This window comes from Mycolicibacter senuensis (assembly GCF_002101885.1).
In the GTDB taxonomy this organism is placed as follows: domain Bacteria; phylum Actinomycetota; class Actinomycetes; order Mycobacteriales; family Mycobacteriaceae; genus Mycobacterium; species Mycobacterium senuense.
This window is the reverse complement of sequence record NZ_LQPS01000035.1, coordinates 93,481-110,445: the sequence shown is the minus strand read 5'-3', so window position 1 is coordinate 110,445 and position 16,965 is coordinate 93,481. Positions and strand designations below refer to the sequence as shown.

The 16,965-nt window shown below is 69.2% G+C and carries 17 protein-coding genes and 1 tRNA gene; 6 read left to right on the top strand and 12 right to left on the bottom strand.

Translation table 11 applies throughout. From position 1 onward, the window contains the following. Nucleotides 1-15: 15 nt before the first annotated feature. Nucleotides 16-978, top strand: a complete 963-nt coding sequence (locus AWC24_RS10305; protein ID WP_085084583.1) for a 5'-3' exonuclease — start codon at nucleotides 16-18, stop codon at nucleotides 976-978. A 30-nt stretch (nucleotides 979-1,008) separates the two neighbouring features. Here the strand turns inward: AWC24_RS10305 and AWC24_RS10300 are convergent, their stop codons facing one another. From AWC24_RS10300 to AWC24_RS10260, 9 genes are all read right to left on the bottom strand, one after another. Beyond that, complete coding sequence (locus AWC24_RS10300) at nucleotides 1,009-1,728, bottom strand: DUF4333 domain-containing protein (protein WP_085084581.1); 720 nt, start codon at nucleotides 1,726-1,728, stop codon at nucleotides 1,009-1,011. 73 nt (nucleotides 1,729-1,801) lie between these two features. Further along, nucleotides 1,802-4,597: a DEAD/DEAH box helicase gene (locus AWC24_RS10295; protein ID WP_085084579.1), complete on the bottom strand. Its 2,796-nt coding sequence runs from the start codon at nucleotides 4,595-4,597 to the stop codon at nucleotides 1,802-1,804. Then, nucleotides 4,590-5,426, bottom strand: a complete 837-nt coding sequence (gene tatC / locus AWC24_RS10290; RefSeq protein WP_234807326.1) for a twin-arginine translocase subunit TatC — start codon at nucleotides 5,424-5,426, stop codon at nucleotides 4,590-4,592. Before tatC ends, AWC24_RS10295 begins: the two co-directional genes overlap by 8 nt. A 109-nt stretch (nucleotides 5,427-5,535) precedes the next feature. Further along, nucleotides 5,536-5,766, bottom strand: a complete 231-nt coding sequence (gene tatA / locus AWC24_RS10285) for a Sec-independent protein translocase subunit TatA (RefSeq protein ID WP_085084575.1) — start codon at nucleotides 5,764-5,766, stop codon at nucleotides 5,536-5,538. A 39-nt stretch (nucleotides 5,767-5,805) separates the two neighbouring features. Next, the gene (locus AWC24_RS10280; protein WP_085084573.1) at nucleotides 5,806-6,039 is read right to left on the bottom strand and encodes a DUF2510 domain-containing protein; all 234 of its coding nucleotides are present in this window, start codon (nucleotides 6,037-6,039) and stop codon (nucleotides 5,806-5,808) included. Then, nucleotides 6,036-6,986: a helix-turn-helix transcriptional regulator gene (locus AWC24_RS10275; protein ID WP_085084571.1), complete on the bottom strand. Its 951-nt coding sequence runs from the start codon at nucleotides 6,984-6,986 to the stop codon at nucleotides 6,036-6,038. Before AWC24_RS10275 ends, AWC24_RS10280 begins: the two co-directional genes overlap by 4 nt. Beyond that, nucleotides 6,983-7,978, bottom strand: coding sequence for a helix-turn-helix transcriptional regulator (locus AWC24_RS10270; RefSeq protein WP_085084569.1), 996 nt, complete (start codon nucleotides 7,976-7,978; stop codon nucleotides 6,983-6,985). The genes AWC24_RS10275 and AWC24_RS10270 overlap by 4 nt, the downstream gene beginning before the upstream one ends. A 48-nt stretch (nucleotides 7,979-8,026) precedes the next feature. Next, nucleotides 8,027-9,385: a Pup--protein ligase gene (pafA, locus tag AWC24_RS10265; protein WP_109560394.1), complete on the bottom strand. Its 1,359-nt coding sequence runs from the start codon at nucleotides 9,383-9,385 to the stop codon at nucleotides 8,027-8,029. A 37-nt stretch (nucleotides 9,386-9,422) separates the two neighbouring features. Continuing rightward, the gene (locus AWC24_RS10260; RefSeq protein WP_085084565.1) at nucleotides 9,423-10,046 is read right to left on the bottom strand and encodes a two-component system response regulator PdtaR; all 624 of its coding nucleotides are present in this window, start codon (nucleotides 10,044-10,046) and stop codon (nucleotides 9,423-9,425) included. Nucleotides 10,047-10,127: 81 nt separating this feature from the next. Between AWC24_RS10260 and AWC24_RS10255 the strand changes: the two genes are divergently transcribed. Next, nucleotides 10,128-10,201, top strand: a tRNA-Leu gene (locus AWC24_RS10255). A 60-nt stretch (nucleotides 10,202-10,261) separates the two neighbouring features. On the opposite strand, the gene AWC24_RS10250 is transcribed toward AWC24_RS10255, so the two are convergent. After that, the gene (locus AWC24_RS10250) at nucleotides 10,262-10,588 is read right to left on the bottom strand and encodes a YnfA family protein (protein ID WP_085084563.1); all 327 of its coding nucleotides are present in this window, start codon (nucleotides 10,586-10,588) and stop codon (nucleotides 10,262-10,264) included. A gap of 65 nt (nucleotides 10,589-10,653) precedes the next feature. On the opposite strand from AWC24_RS10250, the gene AWC24_RS10245 reads away from it, so the two are divergent. The 4 genes from AWC24_RS10245 to AWC24_RS10230 all read left to right on the top strand — a co-directional run bounded on the left by AWC24_RS10245 (nucleotide 10,654) and on the right by AWC24_RS10230 (nucleotide 14,541). Next, the gene (locus AWC24_RS10245; RefSeq protein WP_174813609.1) at nucleotides 10,654-11,961 is read left to right on the top strand and encodes an adenylate/guanylate cyclase domain-containing protein; all 1,308 of its coding nucleotides are present in this window, start codon (nucleotides 10,654-10,656) and stop codon (nucleotides 11,959-11,961) included. A 62-nt stretch (nucleotides 11,962-12,023) separates the two neighbouring features. Beyond that, nucleotides 12,024-13,271: an alpha/beta hydrolase gene (locus AWC24_RS10240; protein ID WP_085084559.1), complete on the top strand. Its 1,248-nt coding sequence runs from the start codon at nucleotides 12,024-12,026 to the stop codon at nucleotides 13,269-13,271. Between the two features lie 21 nt (nucleotides 13,272-13,292). Then, nucleotides 13,293-13,892 (top strand): HdeD family acid-resistance protein, encoded by a 600-nt coding sequence (locus AWC24_RS10235; RefSeq protein WP_407663420.1) that lies wholly within the window; start codon nucleotides 13,293-13,295, stop codon nucleotides 13,890-13,892. Between the two features lie 115 nt (nucleotides 13,893-14,007). Further along, the gene (locus AWC24_RS10230) at nucleotides 14,008-14,541 is read left to right on the top strand and encodes a DUF4190 domain-containing protein (protein ID WP_085084555.1); all 534 of its coding nucleotides are present in this window, start codon (nucleotides 14,008-14,010) and stop codon (nucleotides 14,539-14,541) included. A gap of 39 nt (nucleotides 14,542-14,580) precedes the next feature. Here the strand turns inward: AWC24_RS10230 and AWC24_RS10225 are convergent, their stop codons facing one another. Next, nucleotides 14,581-15,459: an acyl-CoA thioesterase II gene (locus AWC24_RS10225; RefSeq protein WP_085084553.1), complete on the bottom strand. Its 879-nt coding sequence runs from the start codon at nucleotides 15,457-15,459 to the stop codon at nucleotides 14,581-14,583. After that, complete coding sequence (gene pyk / locus AWC24_RS10220; protein WP_085084552.1) at nucleotides 15,459-16,877, bottom strand: pyruvate kinase; 1,419 nt, start codon at nucleotides 16,875-16,877, stop codon at nucleotides 15,459-15,461. Before pyk ends, AWC24_RS10225 begins: the two co-directional genes overlap by 1 nt. Nucleotides 16,878-16,965 lie beyond the last annotated feature (88 nt).

The window sequence follows — 16,965 nt, the reverse complement described above, 5'->3', positions numbered from 1 at the left end:
AATAAGCTGGCACTCATGCCTGCTCCCGTGCTGTTGCTCGACGGTGCCAGTATGTGGTTCCGGTCCTACTTCGGCGTCCCGTCCTCGATCACCGCGCCCGACGGCCGGCCGGTGAACGCGGTACGCGGATTCTTCGACTCGGTAACCACCCTGATCACCCGACACGAACCCGGCCGGCTGGTGGTCTGCCTGGATCTGGACTGGCGCCCGCAGTGGCGGGTCGACCTCGTCGCGTCCTACAAGGAACACCGCGTCGCCGAACCGGCCCCGGAAGGCGCTGACACCGCCGATATCGAGGAGGTGCCCGACGAGCTGAGTCCCCAGGTGGACATGATCGCCGACCTGCTCGATGCCTTCGGGATCGCCACCGCCGGCGCGCCCGACTTCGAGGCCGACGACGTACTGGGCACGCTGGCGGCAGCCGAGCGCCGCGACCCGGTGATCGTCGTCAGCGGCGACCGCGATCTGCTGCAGGTGGTCACCGACGACCCGGTACCGGTCTCGGTGCTCTACCTGGGACGCGGGCTGGCACGGGCCACCCTGTTCGGGCCCGCGGAGGTGGCCGAGCGCTACGGGCTGCCGGCCGCGCGCGCCGGCGCCGCCTACGCCGAAATGGCACTGCTGCGCGGTGATCCGTCCGACGGCCTGCCCGGCGTTCCCGGCGTCGGCGAGAAGACCGCGGTCGGGCTGCTGGCCCAGTACGGTTCGCTGGCGGCGGTGCTGGCCGCTGCCGCCGACCCGGCTTCCTCGATGGCCAAGGGCGTGCGGGCGAAACTGCTGGCGGCCCATGACTACATCGTCGCCGCCGGCCCGGTGGTGCAGGTGGCCACCGACGCACCCGTCACGCTGTCGACGCCGTCGGACACCCTGCCGCGGGTGGCTGCCGACCCGGCCCGGGTCGCCGCGCTGGCGGACCGTCTCGGTGTCGGGTCATCGATAGCCCGGCTGCAGCGGGCCCTGGACACGCTGCCGGACTGAGCCGGGTTGATGCGGCGGTCCCAGCCGGGACTACTTGGGCCGGCCGACCTCGTAGGTGCCGGAGTTGTCCTGGAAGGTGACGGTCACCTGGCGTTTGGTCCCGTCGATACTGACCTCGCAGTTGAACGTGTCGCCTTGCTTGACCACCGGGCTCTGACCGTTGTTGCAGCGCACGTCCTTGACGTTCTTGGCGCCGTAGCCGTTGGTCTGGTCGGCCAGGATCTGCTGCACGCCCTGCTGCGCCTTGTCGATATCGAGTTTGGTGGTGACGAAGAACCCCGGCTTCCAGAAGCCCAGCACCAGCACCACCAGGGCGGCGATCCCCAAGCACGCGGCGAGCACGGTGCCCACCAACGCATTCGGGCGCTTGCCGCCGGAGCCGGGCTGACCGAACTGGCCCGGCTGCTGCGGGTACTGACCGTACTGGCCGGGTTGACCGTACTGTCCCGGCTGACCGTAACCGCCGGGCTGGCCGTACTGTCCCGGCTGGCCGTAACCGCCGGGCTGGCCGTACGGGGTGGGCTGGCCGTAACCGCCGGGCTGGCCGTACTGCTCGGGCTGCGGGTAGCCGGGATACTGCGGCGCCGACGGGTAGGACTGCGGGTACTGCGACGGCGTGTAGGCCGGCTGCTGCCACTGCTGCTCGGCGCCGGCGGCCGGCCCCTGTCCGGTGCCCGGCTGCTCTTCGGGCTGCCCGGGCTGCTGAGGCTGCCACGGCTGCGTCGGGTCGTATCCCTGCGGTCCGCTCATCGTTGTTCCCCAAGTCCTCTCACGTAGCGGGTGCTGATCACCGCCGGCTCTCCACCGTAGCGCCCGGACCAGCCTACCCGGCGTCAACGGCGACGACGCCGCGTAAAACCGTGTCGATCGCCTGTTTTGCGGTCGTCCGCAACTCGGCGCCGGGAGCGGCATTGCGCAGCTGATCCAGCAGGTCGAGCACCTGACGGCACCAGCGCACGAAGTCCCCCGCCGACAACGGCGCGGTCGAGCCGGCCCCCAATCCTTCCGAGGCGTCCAATGCCGACGCCAGGTCGCCGGTGCGGGCCCAGCGGTACATCGCGGCGACGAAGCCTTCATCGGGCTCGCGGCTGGGATTGATCCGGTGACGGCGCTCGTCGGCCCGCAGCGACGCCGAGAGCCTGCGGGTGTGATGCAGCGCGCGGCGCACCGGCTCGGTGGGCGGCTGCAGGGGCGAGAAGCCGGCCGGCCCGCCGGAATCCTGGCCGCCGCGTGACTCGTAGAGCACCGCGGAGACCACTGCGGCCAGTTCGGCGGGGCCCAACCCGTCCCAGGCGCCGGTGCGCAGGCATTCGGCGACCAAAAGGTCGCTCTCGCTGTAGATCCGGGCCAGCATCCGGCCGTCGGTCGTGACGTTCGGATCGCCGTCACCGATCGCGATGAAACCCCGTTCGGCCAGCAACCCGACGATCCGGTCGAAGGTACGGGCCAGCGAGTTGGTGGCCGCGTCGACCTTCTTGCGCAATTGCGCATTGTCGGCCTCCACGCGCAGGTAGCGCTCGGCGGTGCGCACTTTGACCTCGCGGTCGGCGTCGCCGTGGCTGGGATGGTCACGCATCCGCTGCCGCAGGGCGGCCAGTTCCGGGTCGGCCGGGGCGTCGGGCTGGCCACCGCGGCGCCTGCCGCTGTGTTGGGGCACCGCCAGGCCGGCCGCCGCGGACCGCAACGCCGAGGCCAGATCGCGGCGGACCCGCGGTTGGCGGTGCTCCACCCGCTTGGGCAGGCTCATGGTGCCGATCGGCCCCTCGGCGCCGGAGTAGTCCGCCGAGGAGATCCGGCCCGCCCAGCGATGCTCGGTGAGCACCAGTGGCCGCGGCTCGTCCGAATCCCGATCGGACTGCAGCACCACCGCCAGTCCACCGCGCCGGCCATGGGCGAGCGTGATGATGTCGCCCTTGCGCAGCGCGGCCAGCGCGTCACTGGCGGCCCGACGGCGTTGCAGCCGTGAGGCGCGCGCCTGGGCCCGTTCCCGTTCGGAGATCTGCGCCCGCAACCGGGCATAGTCGAGTACCGGCGAATCGCGGCCGCCGATTTCGGCGGCGATCTCGTCGAGGCTGCGTTCGCCGCGTTCGACGCCGCGCACCAGGCCGACGACGGAGCGGTCGGCCTGATACTGGGCGAACGACTGTTCCAACAGCCGGTGGGCCTGCTCGGGGCCCATCCGCTGGACCAGGTTGATCGTCATGTTGTACGACGGCGCGAAGGAACTGCGCAACGGGAAGGTACGGGTGGAGGCCAGCCCGGCCACCTGGTCGGGCTCGGCGGTGCTCTCCCCCGGATGCCACAACACCACCGCGTGGCCCTCGACGTCGATGCCGCGCCGGCCGGCCCGGCCGGTCAACTGGGTGTACTCGCCCGGTGTCAGGGCGGCATGTTGTTCCCCGTTGAACTTGACCAACCGCTCGAGCACCACGGTGCGGGCCGGCATGTTGATGCCCAGCGCCAGGGTTTCGGTGGCGAACACGGCCTTGACCAGACCCGCGGCGAACAGCTCTTCGACGGTGTGGCGAAACACCGGCAGCAGCCCGGCGTGGTGGCCGGCCAGCCCGCGCAGCAGCCCCTCCCGCCATTCGTAGTAGCCCAGCACGTCCAGGTCGTCGTCGGCGAGGTCCCCGCAGCGGTGGTCGATCACTTCGGCGATGCGGGCCCGTTCCGACTCGGTGGTCAGCCGCAGCGGTGAACGCAGACACTGTTTGACGGCGGCATCGCAGCCGACCCGGGAGAACACGAAGGTGATCACCGGCAGCAGGCCGGCCGAATCGAGCACCGCGATCACATCGGGGCGCATCGGCGGCCGGTAGCTCGGCCGGCCGGGGCCTCCCCTGCCGGAGTGGCGGCGCGGCGGCCAGTCGGTGAGCCGGTCGGCTTCGCGACGATGTGCGATGTGCCGCAGCAGTTGTGGGTCGACGCGAGGCCGTCCCGCAGTTCCCTTCTCGTCGGTGTCGGGCCCGGATTCGAACAGGTCGAAGAGCCGTTTGCCGACCATCATGTGCTGCCACAGCGGCACCGGGCGGTGCTCGTCGACGACGACCGTGGTGTCCCCGCGCACCGTCTGGATCCAGCCGCCGAACTCCTCGGCGTTGCTCACCGTCGCCGAGAGGCTGACCAACCGCACCTCCTCGGCCAGGTGCAGGATGACCTCTTCCCAGACCGCGCCTCGCATCCGGTCGGCCAGGAAGTGCACCTCGTCCATGACGACATGGGAAAGCCCTTGCAGCGCAGGTGAATCCGCATACAGCATGTTGCGCAACACCTCGGTGGTCATCACCACCACCGGCGCGTTGGCGTTGACGGAGAGATCGCCGGTCAGCAGACCCACCCGGCCCTTGCCGTAGCGGGCCACCAAATCGGTGTGCTTCTGATTGCTCAGCGCCTTGATCGGGGTGGTGTAGAAACACTTTCCGCCGGCGGCCAGGGCCAGATGCACCGCGAACTCGCCGACGACGGTCTTGCCCGCACCGGTCGGTGCGCAGACCAGCACTCCCCGACCGTCCGCCAGCGCCTGGCACGCCCGGCGCTGAAAGTCGTCCAGCCCGAACGGCAGTTCCGCGGTGAACCGCTCGAGCTCACTGGCGCCGGGGGTTGCGGGAGGACTACTCATGCGGGGCTGTCACGGGTGCCGGCGCCTCGAGGGGCGAGGCTTCTTCGTCGGGTAGCTGCGTGGTGGCCTCCCGCCGGGCCTTGCGTCTGTCGTGCAACCGGGCGATCTGGATGGCGAACTCCTGCAGCAGGCTCAGCGTGCAGCCGAGCACGATCATCGAGAACGGGTCCGACCCGGGGGTGAAGAAAGCGGCGAACACGAACATCGCGAAGATCAGGCCGCGTCGCCACTCCTTCAACCGGGCGTAACTCAGGACCCCGACCTGGTTGAGCATGACGATCAGCAGCGGGAACTCGAAGCTGATGCCGAACACCACCAGCAGGTTGAGCAGGAAGCCGAAATAGCGGTCACCGGACAGGGCGGTCACCTGCACATCGCTGCCCACGGTGAGCAGAAAACCCAGCGCCTTGGACAACACCAGATAGGCCAGGATGGCGCCGGTGACGAACAGCACCGCCGCCGACACGACGAACACCACCGCGAAGCGCCGCTCCTTGCGGTAGAGGCCCGGCGTGATGAACGCCCACAACTGGTAGAACCAGACCGGACAGGCCAGCACGACTCCGGCGGCCAACCCCACCTTGAGGCGCAGCATGAACTGGTCGAAGGGCGCGGTGGCCAGCAAGCGACACTGCCCGTCGGGGGCGATCGCGGCGCGCGAGGAGGCCGGCAGCTCGCAGTACGGGTGGCGCAGCCACTCACCGAGACTCTCCAGCCCGAACAACGGCCGGCCGTACCACACGAAGCCGATGATCGTGGTCACCACGATCGCGGCGAGGGAGATCAGCAGCCGGGTGCGCAGCTCACGCAGGTGGTCGACGAGCGACATCGTCCCGTCGGGATTGGTACGGCTGCGACGCAGCCGCGGGTCCAGCCGCCGCAGAGCTCCGAGCGTGGGCACAGTGGATCAGACGCGGATGCCGCGACGGGAGGCCGGGCTACGCCGAGTGGCCACCGGCCGCCGGCGGGTCGACCCGCTCGGAGGAGACGGTGGTCGACGTGGCGGTCGAATCCGGCTTGGCCTCGTTCTGCAGTTCGCGAACCTCGGACTTGAAGATGCGCATCGACTTACCGAGCGAGCGCGCCGCGTCGGGCAGTCGCTTGGCGCCGAACAAGATGATCACGGCGACGGCGAGGATCGCCAGGTGAGACGGTGCTAAAGCGTTCACTTTGCCTACCTCCAGACGTCGCCTCGATGCTACCGCAGCTCAGGATTCCGGCAGCGCACGCCGCGGGCGGGTGGCCCCGGTCCAGCTCTGACCGTCGAAATAGCGGAGCAGTTCCGGGTCGACGGGATCGGGATACCAATTCGGGGGCACCGGCGGTTGGCTCGCCGGCTTCGACTTGGCCTTGACCAGGAAAACGATGGCCGCCACCACACCGATCACCACGGCCAGGAAGACGATATCGGCCATCAGGATTCCGGCGTTGAATGCGGTCACGCGCCTACTTTCCCATAGGCCGCCAGCGCGGCGGTCGCGGCGTCGCGCACCCGGTCGACCACCGATGCGGGCGCCACGATCTGCACCTCGTCGCCCATGCCCAGCAGCAGCCGCGTCAGCCACTCGTCGGATGCGTAGGTCATCTCCGCTTCCCGCCAGCCGTCGGCCGACTCACCGATCAGGCGCATCGGGTAGTACTCGAACATCCAGGCCGCCGCGGGCGCCACCCGCACGGTGGCGACCGGCAGGGACGGGTCGGCGTCGAACAGCGAGGTGTCGGTCTCGGCCTGGCGTGCCGGTTCCGGCGGCGCCGAGGGTTCGTCGAGCAGCTCGGCGTCGTCGATGCGGTCGAAGCGGAACAACCGCACGCCGGCGGAGTCGCGGCACCAGGCCTCCAGGTAGCTGTGGTTGGCGATCAACACCACCCGGATGGGGTCGACGACCCGGCGCGACGAGGTGTCCCGGGAGGCGGCGTAGTAGTCGATGCTGATAGCCCGGTGACGGTGCACACCGTCGCGGACGACGCCGGCGACCGGGTCGTCATCTTCCGCGGCTTCGGGTGCCCGGTGGGCGGCCTGGCCGGCGGCGTTCTCGATCTTGGCGATCGCGCTGCGCGCCGCTCGGGGGTCGACGATGCCGGGCATGTCGACCAGCGCCCGCAGCGCCATCAGCATGGCGGTGGCCTCCGGCGACGTCAGGCGCAACGGCCGGTCCACGCCCGCGGTCTCGTGGACGTCGAGGCGGTCGTCGTAGAACGTCACGTCGATCAGCTCGCCCGGCCCGTAACCGGGCATGCCGCACATCACCAGCTGATGCAGGTCGGCCTGCAGCTGCGTCAGGCTCACGCCGAGCTCGGCGGCGGCCTGCTTCTTGGTGATACCCGGACGCGCCTGCAGATACGGCACCATGTTCAGCAGCCGGACCAGCCGCTTGGACAGTTGGCTCACGCGAGCACCCCCTGGGCGCTGGCGGTCAGCCGGGCCACCACGTCGTCGCGCAGTGACGGCGGATCCAGCACGACGGCGTCGGCGCCGTGCCCGGCGATGTCGCGGGCCAGCCGGTCGTGGGTGCCGATGTCGACGCCGACGATGTCGCCGTCGCGGCCGGCCAGGGTGTGGCGCTCGAGCACCGTGCCGGCCCGGCGCAGTGCCACCGCCCGACCGTCGGCGACCCAGATCCGGGCCTGCAGCCCGCTCGGGGCTTCGCCGACCGCCTCGGCGACGATCGCGCGCAGGTCGGCGGTGTCGGGGCGGGTGACCGAGCCCGGCGGCCCGATCGAGGTGACCTCGTCGGCGATCCGTGACATCCGGAAGGTGCGTACCGCATCGCGGTCGCGGTCATGGCCCACCAGGTACCAGCGGCCGCCGTGGGTCACCACCCCCCACGGCTCGACGGTGCGGGTGACGTACGGATCAACCGGCGACGGGCGGTGGCCGAACTGCACGGCCTGCCCCGCCTGCACGGCGTCCATCAGGGCGCCCAGCGCCGGCTCGGCTCGGTGGATGCCCGGGAGCGCCGCCGGGGGCGCCACCAGTACGTCGGCGCGCGCCGGGTCCACCTCGACACCGGCGGCGTGCAGTTTGGCCACCGCCCCCTGGGCGTTGGCCCGTAGCTGGGGCGACTGCCACAGCTGGACCGCCACGGCAACGGCGGCGGCCTCCTCCGTGGTGAGCTCGATGGCGGGCAGCGCGTAAGCATCGGGGTTGATGCGGTAGCCGTCGACCGTGTCGAACACCGAAGCCTTCCCGGTTTCCAGCGGAATGCCCAGATCCCGCAGCTCGTTCTTGTCCCGCTCGAACATCCGGGAGAACGCTTCGTCGCTGGGGCTTTCACCGTAGCCGATCACGGTGGCGCGGATCTTCTCCGCGGTGAGATAACCGCGCGTGGACAGCAGTGCGATGACCAGGTTCAGTAGTCGTTCGACTTTGGCAGTCGCCATGCAAGGAGGATAGGCGTTGGCGGCGGGCGGGTCGGTCGGAAGTGGGTGCTACATGCTGGCGATCAGGCGCTTGACCCGCTCGTCGACCGACCGGAACGGGTCCTTGCACAGCACGGTGCGCTGGGCCTGATCGTTGAGCTTGAGGTGCACCCAGTCGACGGTGAAGTCCCGGCCGGCGGCCTGTGCGGCACTGATGAATTCGCCGCGCAGCTTGGCGCGGGTGGTCTGCGGCGGCGTGTCGACCGCCTCGTCGACCTCCTCGTCGGTGGTGACCCGGGCGGCCAGCCCCTTGCGCTGCAGCAGATCGAACACCCCGCGGCCCCGCTTGATGTCGTGATAGGCCAGGTCCAGCTGCGCGATCTTCGGATCGGACAGCTCCATGTCGTAGCGATCCTGGTAGCGCTGGAACAGCTTTCGTTTGATCACCCAGTCGATCTCGGTGTCCACCTTGGCGAAATCCTGGGTTTCGACGGCGTCGAGCTGGCGGCCCCACAGGTCGATGACCTGCGCGAGCTGCGGGTTGCTGGCCCGCGTCTGTACGTAGTCCACCGCCCGCCCGTAGTACTCGCGCTGGATGTCCAGCGCGCCGGCCTGGCGCCCGCCGGCCAGCCGCACCGGGCGTCGGCCGGTGACGTCGTGGCTGACCTCGCGGATCGCCCGGATCGGGTTGTCCAGCGAGAAGTCGCGGAAGGGCACCCCCGCCTCGATCATCTCCAGCACCAGTGCCGCGCTGCCCACCTTGAGCAGGGTGGAGGTCTCGGACATGTTGGAGTCCCCGACGATGACGTGCAGCCGGCGGTACTTCTCGGCGTCGGCGTGCGGCTCGTCGCGGGTGTTGATGATGGGACGCGATCGGGTCGTGGCGCTCGACACGCCCTCCCAGATGTGCTCGGCGCGCTGCGACAGGCAGAAGGTGGCGGCTTTGGGGGTCTGCAGCACCTTGCCGGCGCCGCAGATCAGTTGGCGGGTCACCAGGAACGGCAGCAGCACGTCGGAGATCCGGGAGAACTCCCCGGCGCGGACGATCAGGTAGTTCTCGTGGCAGCCGTAGGAGTTGCCCGCCGAGTCGGTGTTGTTTTTGAACAGGTAGATGTCGCCGCCGATCCCCTCATCGGCCAGCCGCTGCTCGGCGTCGATCAGCAGATCTTCGAGCACCCGTTCGCCGGCCCGGTCGTGGGTGACCAGCTGGACCAGGCTGTCGCATTCGGCGGTGGCGTACTCCGGATGACTGCCCACGTCCAGGTACAACCGAGCGCCGTTGCGCAGGAACACATTCGAACTGCGGCCCCAGGACACCACCCGGCGGAACAGGTACCGCGCCACCTCGTCGGGTGACAGTCGGCGGTGGCCGTGGAAGGTGCAGGTGACACCGAACTCGGTCTCGATGCCCATGATTCTGCGCTGCACGTCATCGAGACTACTGGTTGAACCGGGGCAACGGTGCTCAGGCCGGGGGGTTCGCCGCAGTGTCGAGGGTTTCCAGCACCACCTCGGCCACCTGGCGCATCGTGGTCCGCTTGTCCATCGCCGCCCGCTGAATCCACCGGAACGCGTCCGGCTCGCTCAGGCCCTGCTTGGTCTGCAGCAGTCCCTTGGCGCGCTCGATGAGCTTGCGGGTCTCGAGTTGCTCCGACAGGCTGCTGACTTCGCGTTCCAGCGCGGTGATCTCCTCCGAGCGGCTGACCGCCAGCTCGATGGCGGGCACCAGGTCCCCGGCCGAGAACGGTTTGACCAGATAGGCCATCGCCCCGGCGTCGCGGGCCCGCTCCACCAGGTCGCGCTGGCTGAACGCGGTGAGCATGACGATCGGCGCGATGCGTTTTCCGGCGATCTCCGAGGCCGCGTCGATGCCGTCGCGGCGCGGCATCTTGACGTCGATGATCACCAGATCGGGGCGCAGCAGCTCCGCCAGCTCGACGGCCTCCTGGCCGTCGCCGGCCTCACCGACCACCTCATAGCCCTCTTCCCGCAGCATTTCGGCGAGGTCGAGCCGGATCAGCGCTTCGTCCTCGGCGATCAGGACCCGGCGGGCAGGACGCGGGCCGCCCTCGGATGTCGACGCAGTCATCACCCCATTCTGTCGCGCCTGCCGGCGGCGGCAACCCTTCGGGGCATCGTCTATCGTGGAGACCCGCGCGACAGGCGCTCGGCCCTCGTATCCCAACTGGCAGAGGAAACGGATTCAAAACCCGTACAGTGTGAGTTCGAATCTCACCGAGGGCACCGAGAAACACCCGATCACCGACCGCCGATCCGCCCGCTCGCCTGCTGACGCGGAACCGCTCAGCGGGGCGCGTACATGATCACGCTCACCCCGATCAGGCAGATCAGCGCGCCGAGGACATCGGCGCGGTCGGGCCGGAACCCGTCGAAGGCCATGCCCCAGGCCAATGAGCCCGCGACGAACACCCCGCCGTAGGCGGCCAGGATCCGGCCGAAGTGAGCGTCGGGCTGCAGCGTCGCCACAAAGCCGTACAAGCCCAGGGCGATCACACCGGCCCCGGCCCACAGCAGACCACGGTGCTCACGCACCCCCTGCCACACCAGCCAGGCGCCGCCGATCTCCGCGACGGCGGCCAGCACGAACAGCGCGATGGAACGCAGCACCATGCTCGGTGACCCTAGCCGCCGAAGGAAAGCCCAGCGCCGCTGCTCACGGGATTAGGCTGTTGAAGGTGACCGTCAAGCGGTTTCTCGCGGTGTCGGCGGAGTCGAGGCCTCCCGACCGGCACTGGCACTGCATGCCGGCGCGCACCCGCCACTACGCGGCGCGGCTGTCGCAGCGACTGCGGATCCTCAAGGTCTCCGCCGGCCTCGCCGCGATCATCAGCGCGGGCTTCGGGATGCTGGAGATCTGGGCCGCCCCAACCTACTGGTGGATCGGTGCGATGAATCTGGTCGCCGCCGCCGCCTTCGTCTTCACCCCGATGCTCTACCGCTACGGCGAACTCATCGCGCCGCTGACGTTCGTCGGGATCGCCTACCTGACGACGTTCGTAATTTGCTGGGTGGTCGGCACCGGGTCGGGCATCCAGTTCTACTTCCTGGCCTCGGCGTCGATCAGCTTGCTCATTCTCGGCGTGGACCGGATCAAGCTGGCCGCCGTGGTAGCAGGCGTCGGCGCCGCGCTGACGATCGCCCTGCAGTTCCTGGTTCCTACCTACAAGCTGGATCAGCCGGGCTGGCTCCGCGACCTGTCCTTCGTGCTGGTGGTCGTCTCGGCCTGCTTCATGGTGGTCGCCACCATCTGGTACGCGCTGCGCGAGATCGCCCACGCCGAAGCGGCGATGGAGGCTGAATACGAGCGTTCCGAAGCGCTGCTGGCCAATATCCTGCCCACGGCCGTCGCCGACCGGCTGAAGAACCCGGCGGTCGACGTCATCGCCGACAGCTACCCCGATGCCTCGGTGCTGTTCGCCGATATCGCCGACTTCACCCGGCGGGCCAGCCAAACCGACCCGGGGCAGCTCGTCGAATTCCTCAATGAGCTCTATACCGGCCTCGACCGGCTCGTCGAGCGGCACGGGCTGGAGAAGATCAAGACCAGCGGTGATTCCTACATGGTGGTCAGCGGAGTCCCCGACCCGCGGCCCGATCATCTGCACGCGCTGGCGCGGCTGGCACTGGACATCGCCGACACCATCGCCGCACTGCGGGATCCGCTGGGCCGGCCGGTGTCGCTGCGGATCGGTCTGGCCGCCGGCCCGGTCGTCGCCGGTGTGGTCGGAAACCGCCGCTTCTTCTACGACGTGTGGGGGGACGCGGTCAACCTCGCCTCCCGGATGGAGTCGACCGGCGTAGCGGACCGTGTCCAGGTTCCGCAGGACGTCTACGAGCGGTTGAGCAGCGAGTTCGTGTTCGAGGAGCGCGGCGACGTCGAGGTCAAGGGCAAAGGCGTCATGCACACCTGGTTCCTGGTCGGTGCCCACCCGCCGGCCTCCCGCGGTCCGGCGTCGCGCTCACTGTCGGTGCCTGCGCACTGACGGGGCGACTCGACCGGTTTCGGTAGGGTGCCGGAGGGTTGTCCCCCACGCGAAGGAGCGCAATGACGAGGCTTCTGGCTGTGCTCGGCTCGCTGGCCGGGCTCGCCACCACGCTCAATGGCTACCGCCCGCTTAGCAAGCACGGCTATCCGTCGCTGTATGCGTTCGCGTTCGGCGTGTTCGCCTCGGAACTCCCGCTGCAACTGCTGGCCGGGCAGTCCGCGGCGCTGGCAGCGGTGTCGCGGTGGTTGCCGCCCCGGGCGCGGCGGTTCAGCTGGTTGGTGTCGGTGCTGTCGTGGCTGGGCCTGCTCGGGCTCAACCATCTCGGACGCACCGCGGATCGGCCCCTGACCGCGGCCCTGGATGCCGAGCTCGGTGCGGACCGGCGCACCGACGGCCGTGAGCTCTGGAAGAGTCCGGGACCCGACGGCGAGATCGCCAAAGCGCCCGGCCTGGTCCGCATGATGCGGGCCTACCGCGACTACGCCACCGACGCCGATATCCCCTACGGCGAATACGGTGGCCGCAACACCCTCGACATATGGCGGCATCGCGACCTGCCCCACGACGGCCGCGCTCCGGTGCTGCTGCAGGTGCCCGGCGGCGCCTGGATGGTGGGAAGCAAACGCGGCCAGGCGCATCCGCTGATGAGCCATCTGGTCGAACGGGGCTGGGTGTGTGTGTCGATCAACTACCGGCTCAGCCCGCGCTCGACCTGGCCGGATCACATCATCGACGTCAAGCGTGCCCTGGCCTGGACCAAAGCCCACATCGCCGACTACGGCGGCGACCCGGACTGGGTCGCGGTCACCGGCGGTTCGGCGGGTGGGCACCTGTGCTCGCTGACCGCACTGACCGCGGGCGACCCGCAGTTCCAGCCGGGCTTCGCCGATGCCGACACCAGTGTGCGCGCGGCGGTTCCCTTCTACGGCGTCTACGACTTCACCGGCGACACCGATCTGCATCCGCTGCTGACACCCGCGCTCAGCGCTTATGTGTTCAAGCAGAGCCGGCGCCGATTCCCGGATACCTATCGCACCGCGTCGTCGATGACGTACATCTCGGCTGACGCCCCGCCCTTTTTCGTGCTGCACGGCAGCAACGACTCGCTGGTCCCGGTCGAGCAGGCCCGCGCCTTCACCGCCCGGCTGCGCGATGTCAGCGCGAACCCCGTCGTCTATGCGGAGTTGCCGGTGGCCCAGCACGCGTTCGACATCTTCGGCTCACCCCGGGCGGCGCACACGGCGGTAGCCGTCGAGCAGTTCCTCGCCGAGGTCTACGCCAGGGACGCGGCGCACCGGTCACGCTGAATCCGTCCCTGGCAGCGGCCCGTGTGCCATGCTCCGGGCATGGAAACGAACGCTGCTCCGAAGCTGCTACCGCATCTGTGGAAGTCGACGCTGATCTCCGGCGTCCTGGCCTTGGTGTTGGGCGTGCTGATCCTGGCCTGGCCTGGCCGGACCATCCTGGCCGCGGCCGTACTGTTCGGCATCTACCTGCTGATAACCGGTGTGGCACAGACGATTTTCGCGTTCAGCCTGCCGGTGATATCGGCGGGCGGGCGGGTGCTGCTCTTCATCAGCGGGGCGGCTTCGCTGATCCTGGCCATACTGTGCTTCCGGCATTTCAATTCCGACGAGGAAGCTCTCGCGGTGTTGCTGCTGGCCATCTGGATCGCGGTCGGCTTCATCTTCCGCGGTGTGGCCACCGCCGTTGCCGCGATCAGCGACCCGGCGCTGCCCGGCCGCGGCTGGCAGATCTTCATGGGTGTGGTCAGCCTGCTGGCCGGGTTGGTGACTCTGGCGGCGCCGTTCACCTCGCTGTGGATCCTGGCGCTGGTCGTCGGCAGTTGGCTGATCGTCATCGGCATCGCCGAGATCATCACCGCCGTCAGCATCCGACGGGCCTCCCGCAGGGGCGCCACCGCCTGACCCGGTCCCCCGGGCCGGGTGCCCGCCTGCTCCAGCGCCCGAACGGGCCGACGCGGGTACCCTGAGATCTGACCCTGCTGACACCTGTCGAATGCCCTGATGTGGAGCGCACGCAATGCCCGAGTCTCAACCGTCCTGGCCTCCGGCCGGCGGTGGTTACCCCCCGCCGGCGTACCCGTACCCATATCCGGCGCCCGGAAACTACCCGGGCTATCCACCCCCCGGCCAGGTCAGCGCCCCCCGCAACGGTGCGGGCATCGCCGCCCTGGTGGTCGCCATCGCCGGCATCGTGACCGCGTTGTCGGTGGTCGGCGGTGTGGTGCTGGGAATCGTGGCGGTGGTGCTCGGGTTCATCGGCCGCGGCCGCGCCAAACGCGGTGAAGCCGACAACGGCGGGGTCGCGATCTCCGGCATCGTGCTCGGTGCCCTGGCGGTCGTCGCCGGAATCGGCTGCATCTTCGTCTACGTCGGCATCTGGCGGACGGCCGGCGGCGGCGACTACGTGGACTGCATGACGAAGGCGGGGTCGGACGCGGCCGCTCAACAGCAGTGCACCGACCGGTTCCGCGAGCATTTCGAGAACAAGTTCGGCACCGCCGAAGCCCCGATGGTGCAGGAGTCCTCGGACTCGGCGCTGATGCCGGCCTAGCGAAGACTGCAAGCGAGGCGAAGCCGGCCGCCGCTTTGCTCAGCGCTTGGCGTTGGGAAAGTACATCAGGACGCCCTCCTGGGTGACGGTGGCGATCACCTGCCCGGACCGGTCGAAGAAGTGTCCGGCGCCCAATCCGCGGGAGTCCGCCGCCACCGGCGATGACGTCGCGTAGAGCACCCAGTCGTCGAACCGGACCGGCCGGTGGAACCACAGGGTGTGGTTGGCACTCGCGGCGAAGATCCGGTCGAAGCCCCATGACAGCCCATGGCTGGTGATGATCGAGTCGAGCACGGTGGTGTCCGACGAGTACACCATCAGGGCGGTGTGCAGCACCGGATCCTCGGGCAAAACCCCATCGGCCTTCATCCAGACCCGGTTATGGCCGAGTTGCCCACCCTTGTCGCGCATCACCCAGGCGGGATCGTTGGTGTAGCGCCAGTCGACCGGGTGCGGCGCATTGACGAAGCCGGGCACGACCTCCTCATATCCCTCCAGGAGTTTTCGGACCCGGGGCAGCGTCTCCGGATCGGCGACCGCCGGCGCTTCCACGCCGTGTTCGAGCCCGCGGCCGCCGGAGAGATAGGAGACCATCGCGGTGGCGATCAGGGTGTCGCCCTGCAACGCGTCGACCCGGCGGTTGGCGAACCGCCGTTCGTCGCGCAGCCGGTGGACCCGGAATTCGATGTCGTGGGCCGGATCCCCGCCGTTGATGAAGTGGACCGACAGTGCGCCCGGCGGCAGATGCTCCGAGACGGTGCGGCTGGCGGCCACGAACGATTGCGCCATCAGCTGTCCGCCGAAGGTGCGCAGCGGCGTCTTGCTGGGGTGCGATCCGGTGAACACGTCGGGTTCGCTGGCCTTGAGATCCAGGACGGCCAACAGCTCCTGGAAGTCCGTGTTCGACTCGGTCGGCACTAGACGTCGTCCTCCCCGATCCGGTGCACGTGGATCAGGTTGGTCGAGCCGACGGTGCCCGGCGGGGTGCCCGCGACGATCACCACCAGGTCACCGCGCTTGTAACGGCACATCTCCAGCAGTGCCTTGTCGACCTGACGGATCATCCCATCGGTCGACTGCATCTGCGGAACGATGAAAGTCTCAGTGCCCCAGGTCATTGCGAGCTGGCTACGAATCTCGGGAAGCGCGGTGAAAGCCAGCAACGGCAGTGGGGTGTGCAACCGGGCCAGCCGGCGAACGGTGTCACCGGACTGGGTGAACGCCACCAGCGCCTTGGCGTCGAGGCGCTCGCCGATCTCGCGCGCCGCATAGGAGATCACCCCGCGCTTGGTACGCGGCACATGCGACAACGGCGGTGCCGCAGTGGAATTCTCCTCTACCGCGCACACGATCCGGCTCATCGTCCGCACCGCCTCCAGGGCGAATTTGCCGACGGCCGTCTCACCGGACAGCATCACCGCATCGGCGCCGTCGAGCACCGCATTGGCCACGTCGGACGCCTCGGCGCGGGTGGGCCGGAAGTTGGAGATCATCGACTCCAGCATCTGGGTCGCGACGATCACCGGGCGGGCGTTCTCGCGCGCCACCTGAATGGCGCGCTTCTGCACCAACGGGACTTCTTCGAGCGCCAGCTCCACCCCCAGGTCACCGCGGGCCACCATCACCGCGTCGAACGCCAGCACCACGGCCTCGAGGTTCTCGATCGCCTCCGGTTTCTCCAGCTTGGCGATCACCGGGACCCGGCGACCGACCCGGTCCATCACCTCGTGCACCAACTCCACATCCGACGGCGAGCGCACGAAGGACAGCGCCACCATGTCGACGCCGAGGTCCAGGGCGAATTCGAGGTCTTCGATGTCCTTCTCGGACAGCGCGGGTGCGGAGACCTTCATGCCGGGCAGCGAGATGCCCTTGTGGTTGCTGACCGTGCCGCCCTCGGTGACGGTGCACACCACATCTTCGCCGTCGATGTGCTCCACCACCAGGCCGACCTTGCCGTCGTCGACCAGGACACGGTCGCCGGGCTCGGCGTCGGCCGCGAGGCGCTTGTAGGTGGTGGACACCCGATCATGGCCGCCCGGGCAGTCGGAGACCGTGATGCGGACGGTCTCCCCGTTGGCCCAGTAGGCCGAGCCGTCGGCGAAACGTCCCAGCCGGATCTTGGGTCCCTGCAGGTCGGCCAGCACGCCCACCGCCCGCCCGGTCGCGTCCGAGGCGCTACGAACCCATTCGTACGAGGCCTGATGGTCCTTGTGGTCGCCGTGGCTGAAGTTCAGCCGGGCCACATCCATGCCCGCGTCGACCAATGCCCTGACCATCTCCGCGGAGTGGGTCGCTGGACCGAGAGTACAGACGATCTTGCCGCGTCGATTCACGACCCAAGCATAGTCGGGCCGGCTGAGCCGCTCCGCTCAGGAACGCTTGGCGCCGGCCGAAAGCCGCGTGGCGAGCGGCCGTCTGGCA

Coding starts and splice junctions, on each gene's coding strand:
- AWC24_RS10250 (WP_085084563.1), bottom strand. CDS start 10,588: ATGGTGCTGCGTTCCATCGCGCTGTTCGTGCTGGCCGCCGTCGCGGAG.
- tatC (WP_234807326.1), bottom strand. CDS start 5,426: ATGTCGCTCGTCGACCACCTGCGTGAGCTGCGCACCCGGCTGCTGATC.
- AWC24_RS10300 (WP_085084581.1), bottom strand. CDS start 1,728: ATGAGCGGACCGCAGGGATACGACCCGACGCAGCCGTGGCAGCCTCAG.
- AWC24_RS10305 (WP_085084583.1), top strand. CDS start 16: ATGCCTGCTCCCGTGCTGTTGCTCGACGGTGCCAGTATGTGGTTCCGG.
- AWC24_RS10270 (WP_085084569.1), bottom strand. CDS start 7,978: ATGGCGACTGCCAAAGTCGAACGACTACTGAACCTGGTCATCGCACTG.
- AWC24_RS10240 (WP_085084559.1), top strand. CDS start 12,024: ATGACGAGGCTTCTGGCTGTGCTCGGCTCGCTGGCCGGGCTCGCCACC.
- AWC24_RS10260 (WP_085084565.1), bottom strand. CDS start 10,046: ATGACTGCGTCGACATCCGAGGGCGGCCCGCGTCCTGCCCGCCGGGTC.
- AWC24_RS10295 (WP_085084579.1), bottom strand. CDS start 4,597: ATGAGTAGTCCTCCCGCAACCCCCGGCGCCAGTGAGCTCGAGCGGTTC.
- AWC24_RS10230 (WP_085084555.1), top strand. CDS start 14,008: ATGCCCGAGTCTCAACCGTCCTGGCCTCCGGCCGGCGGTGGTTACCCC.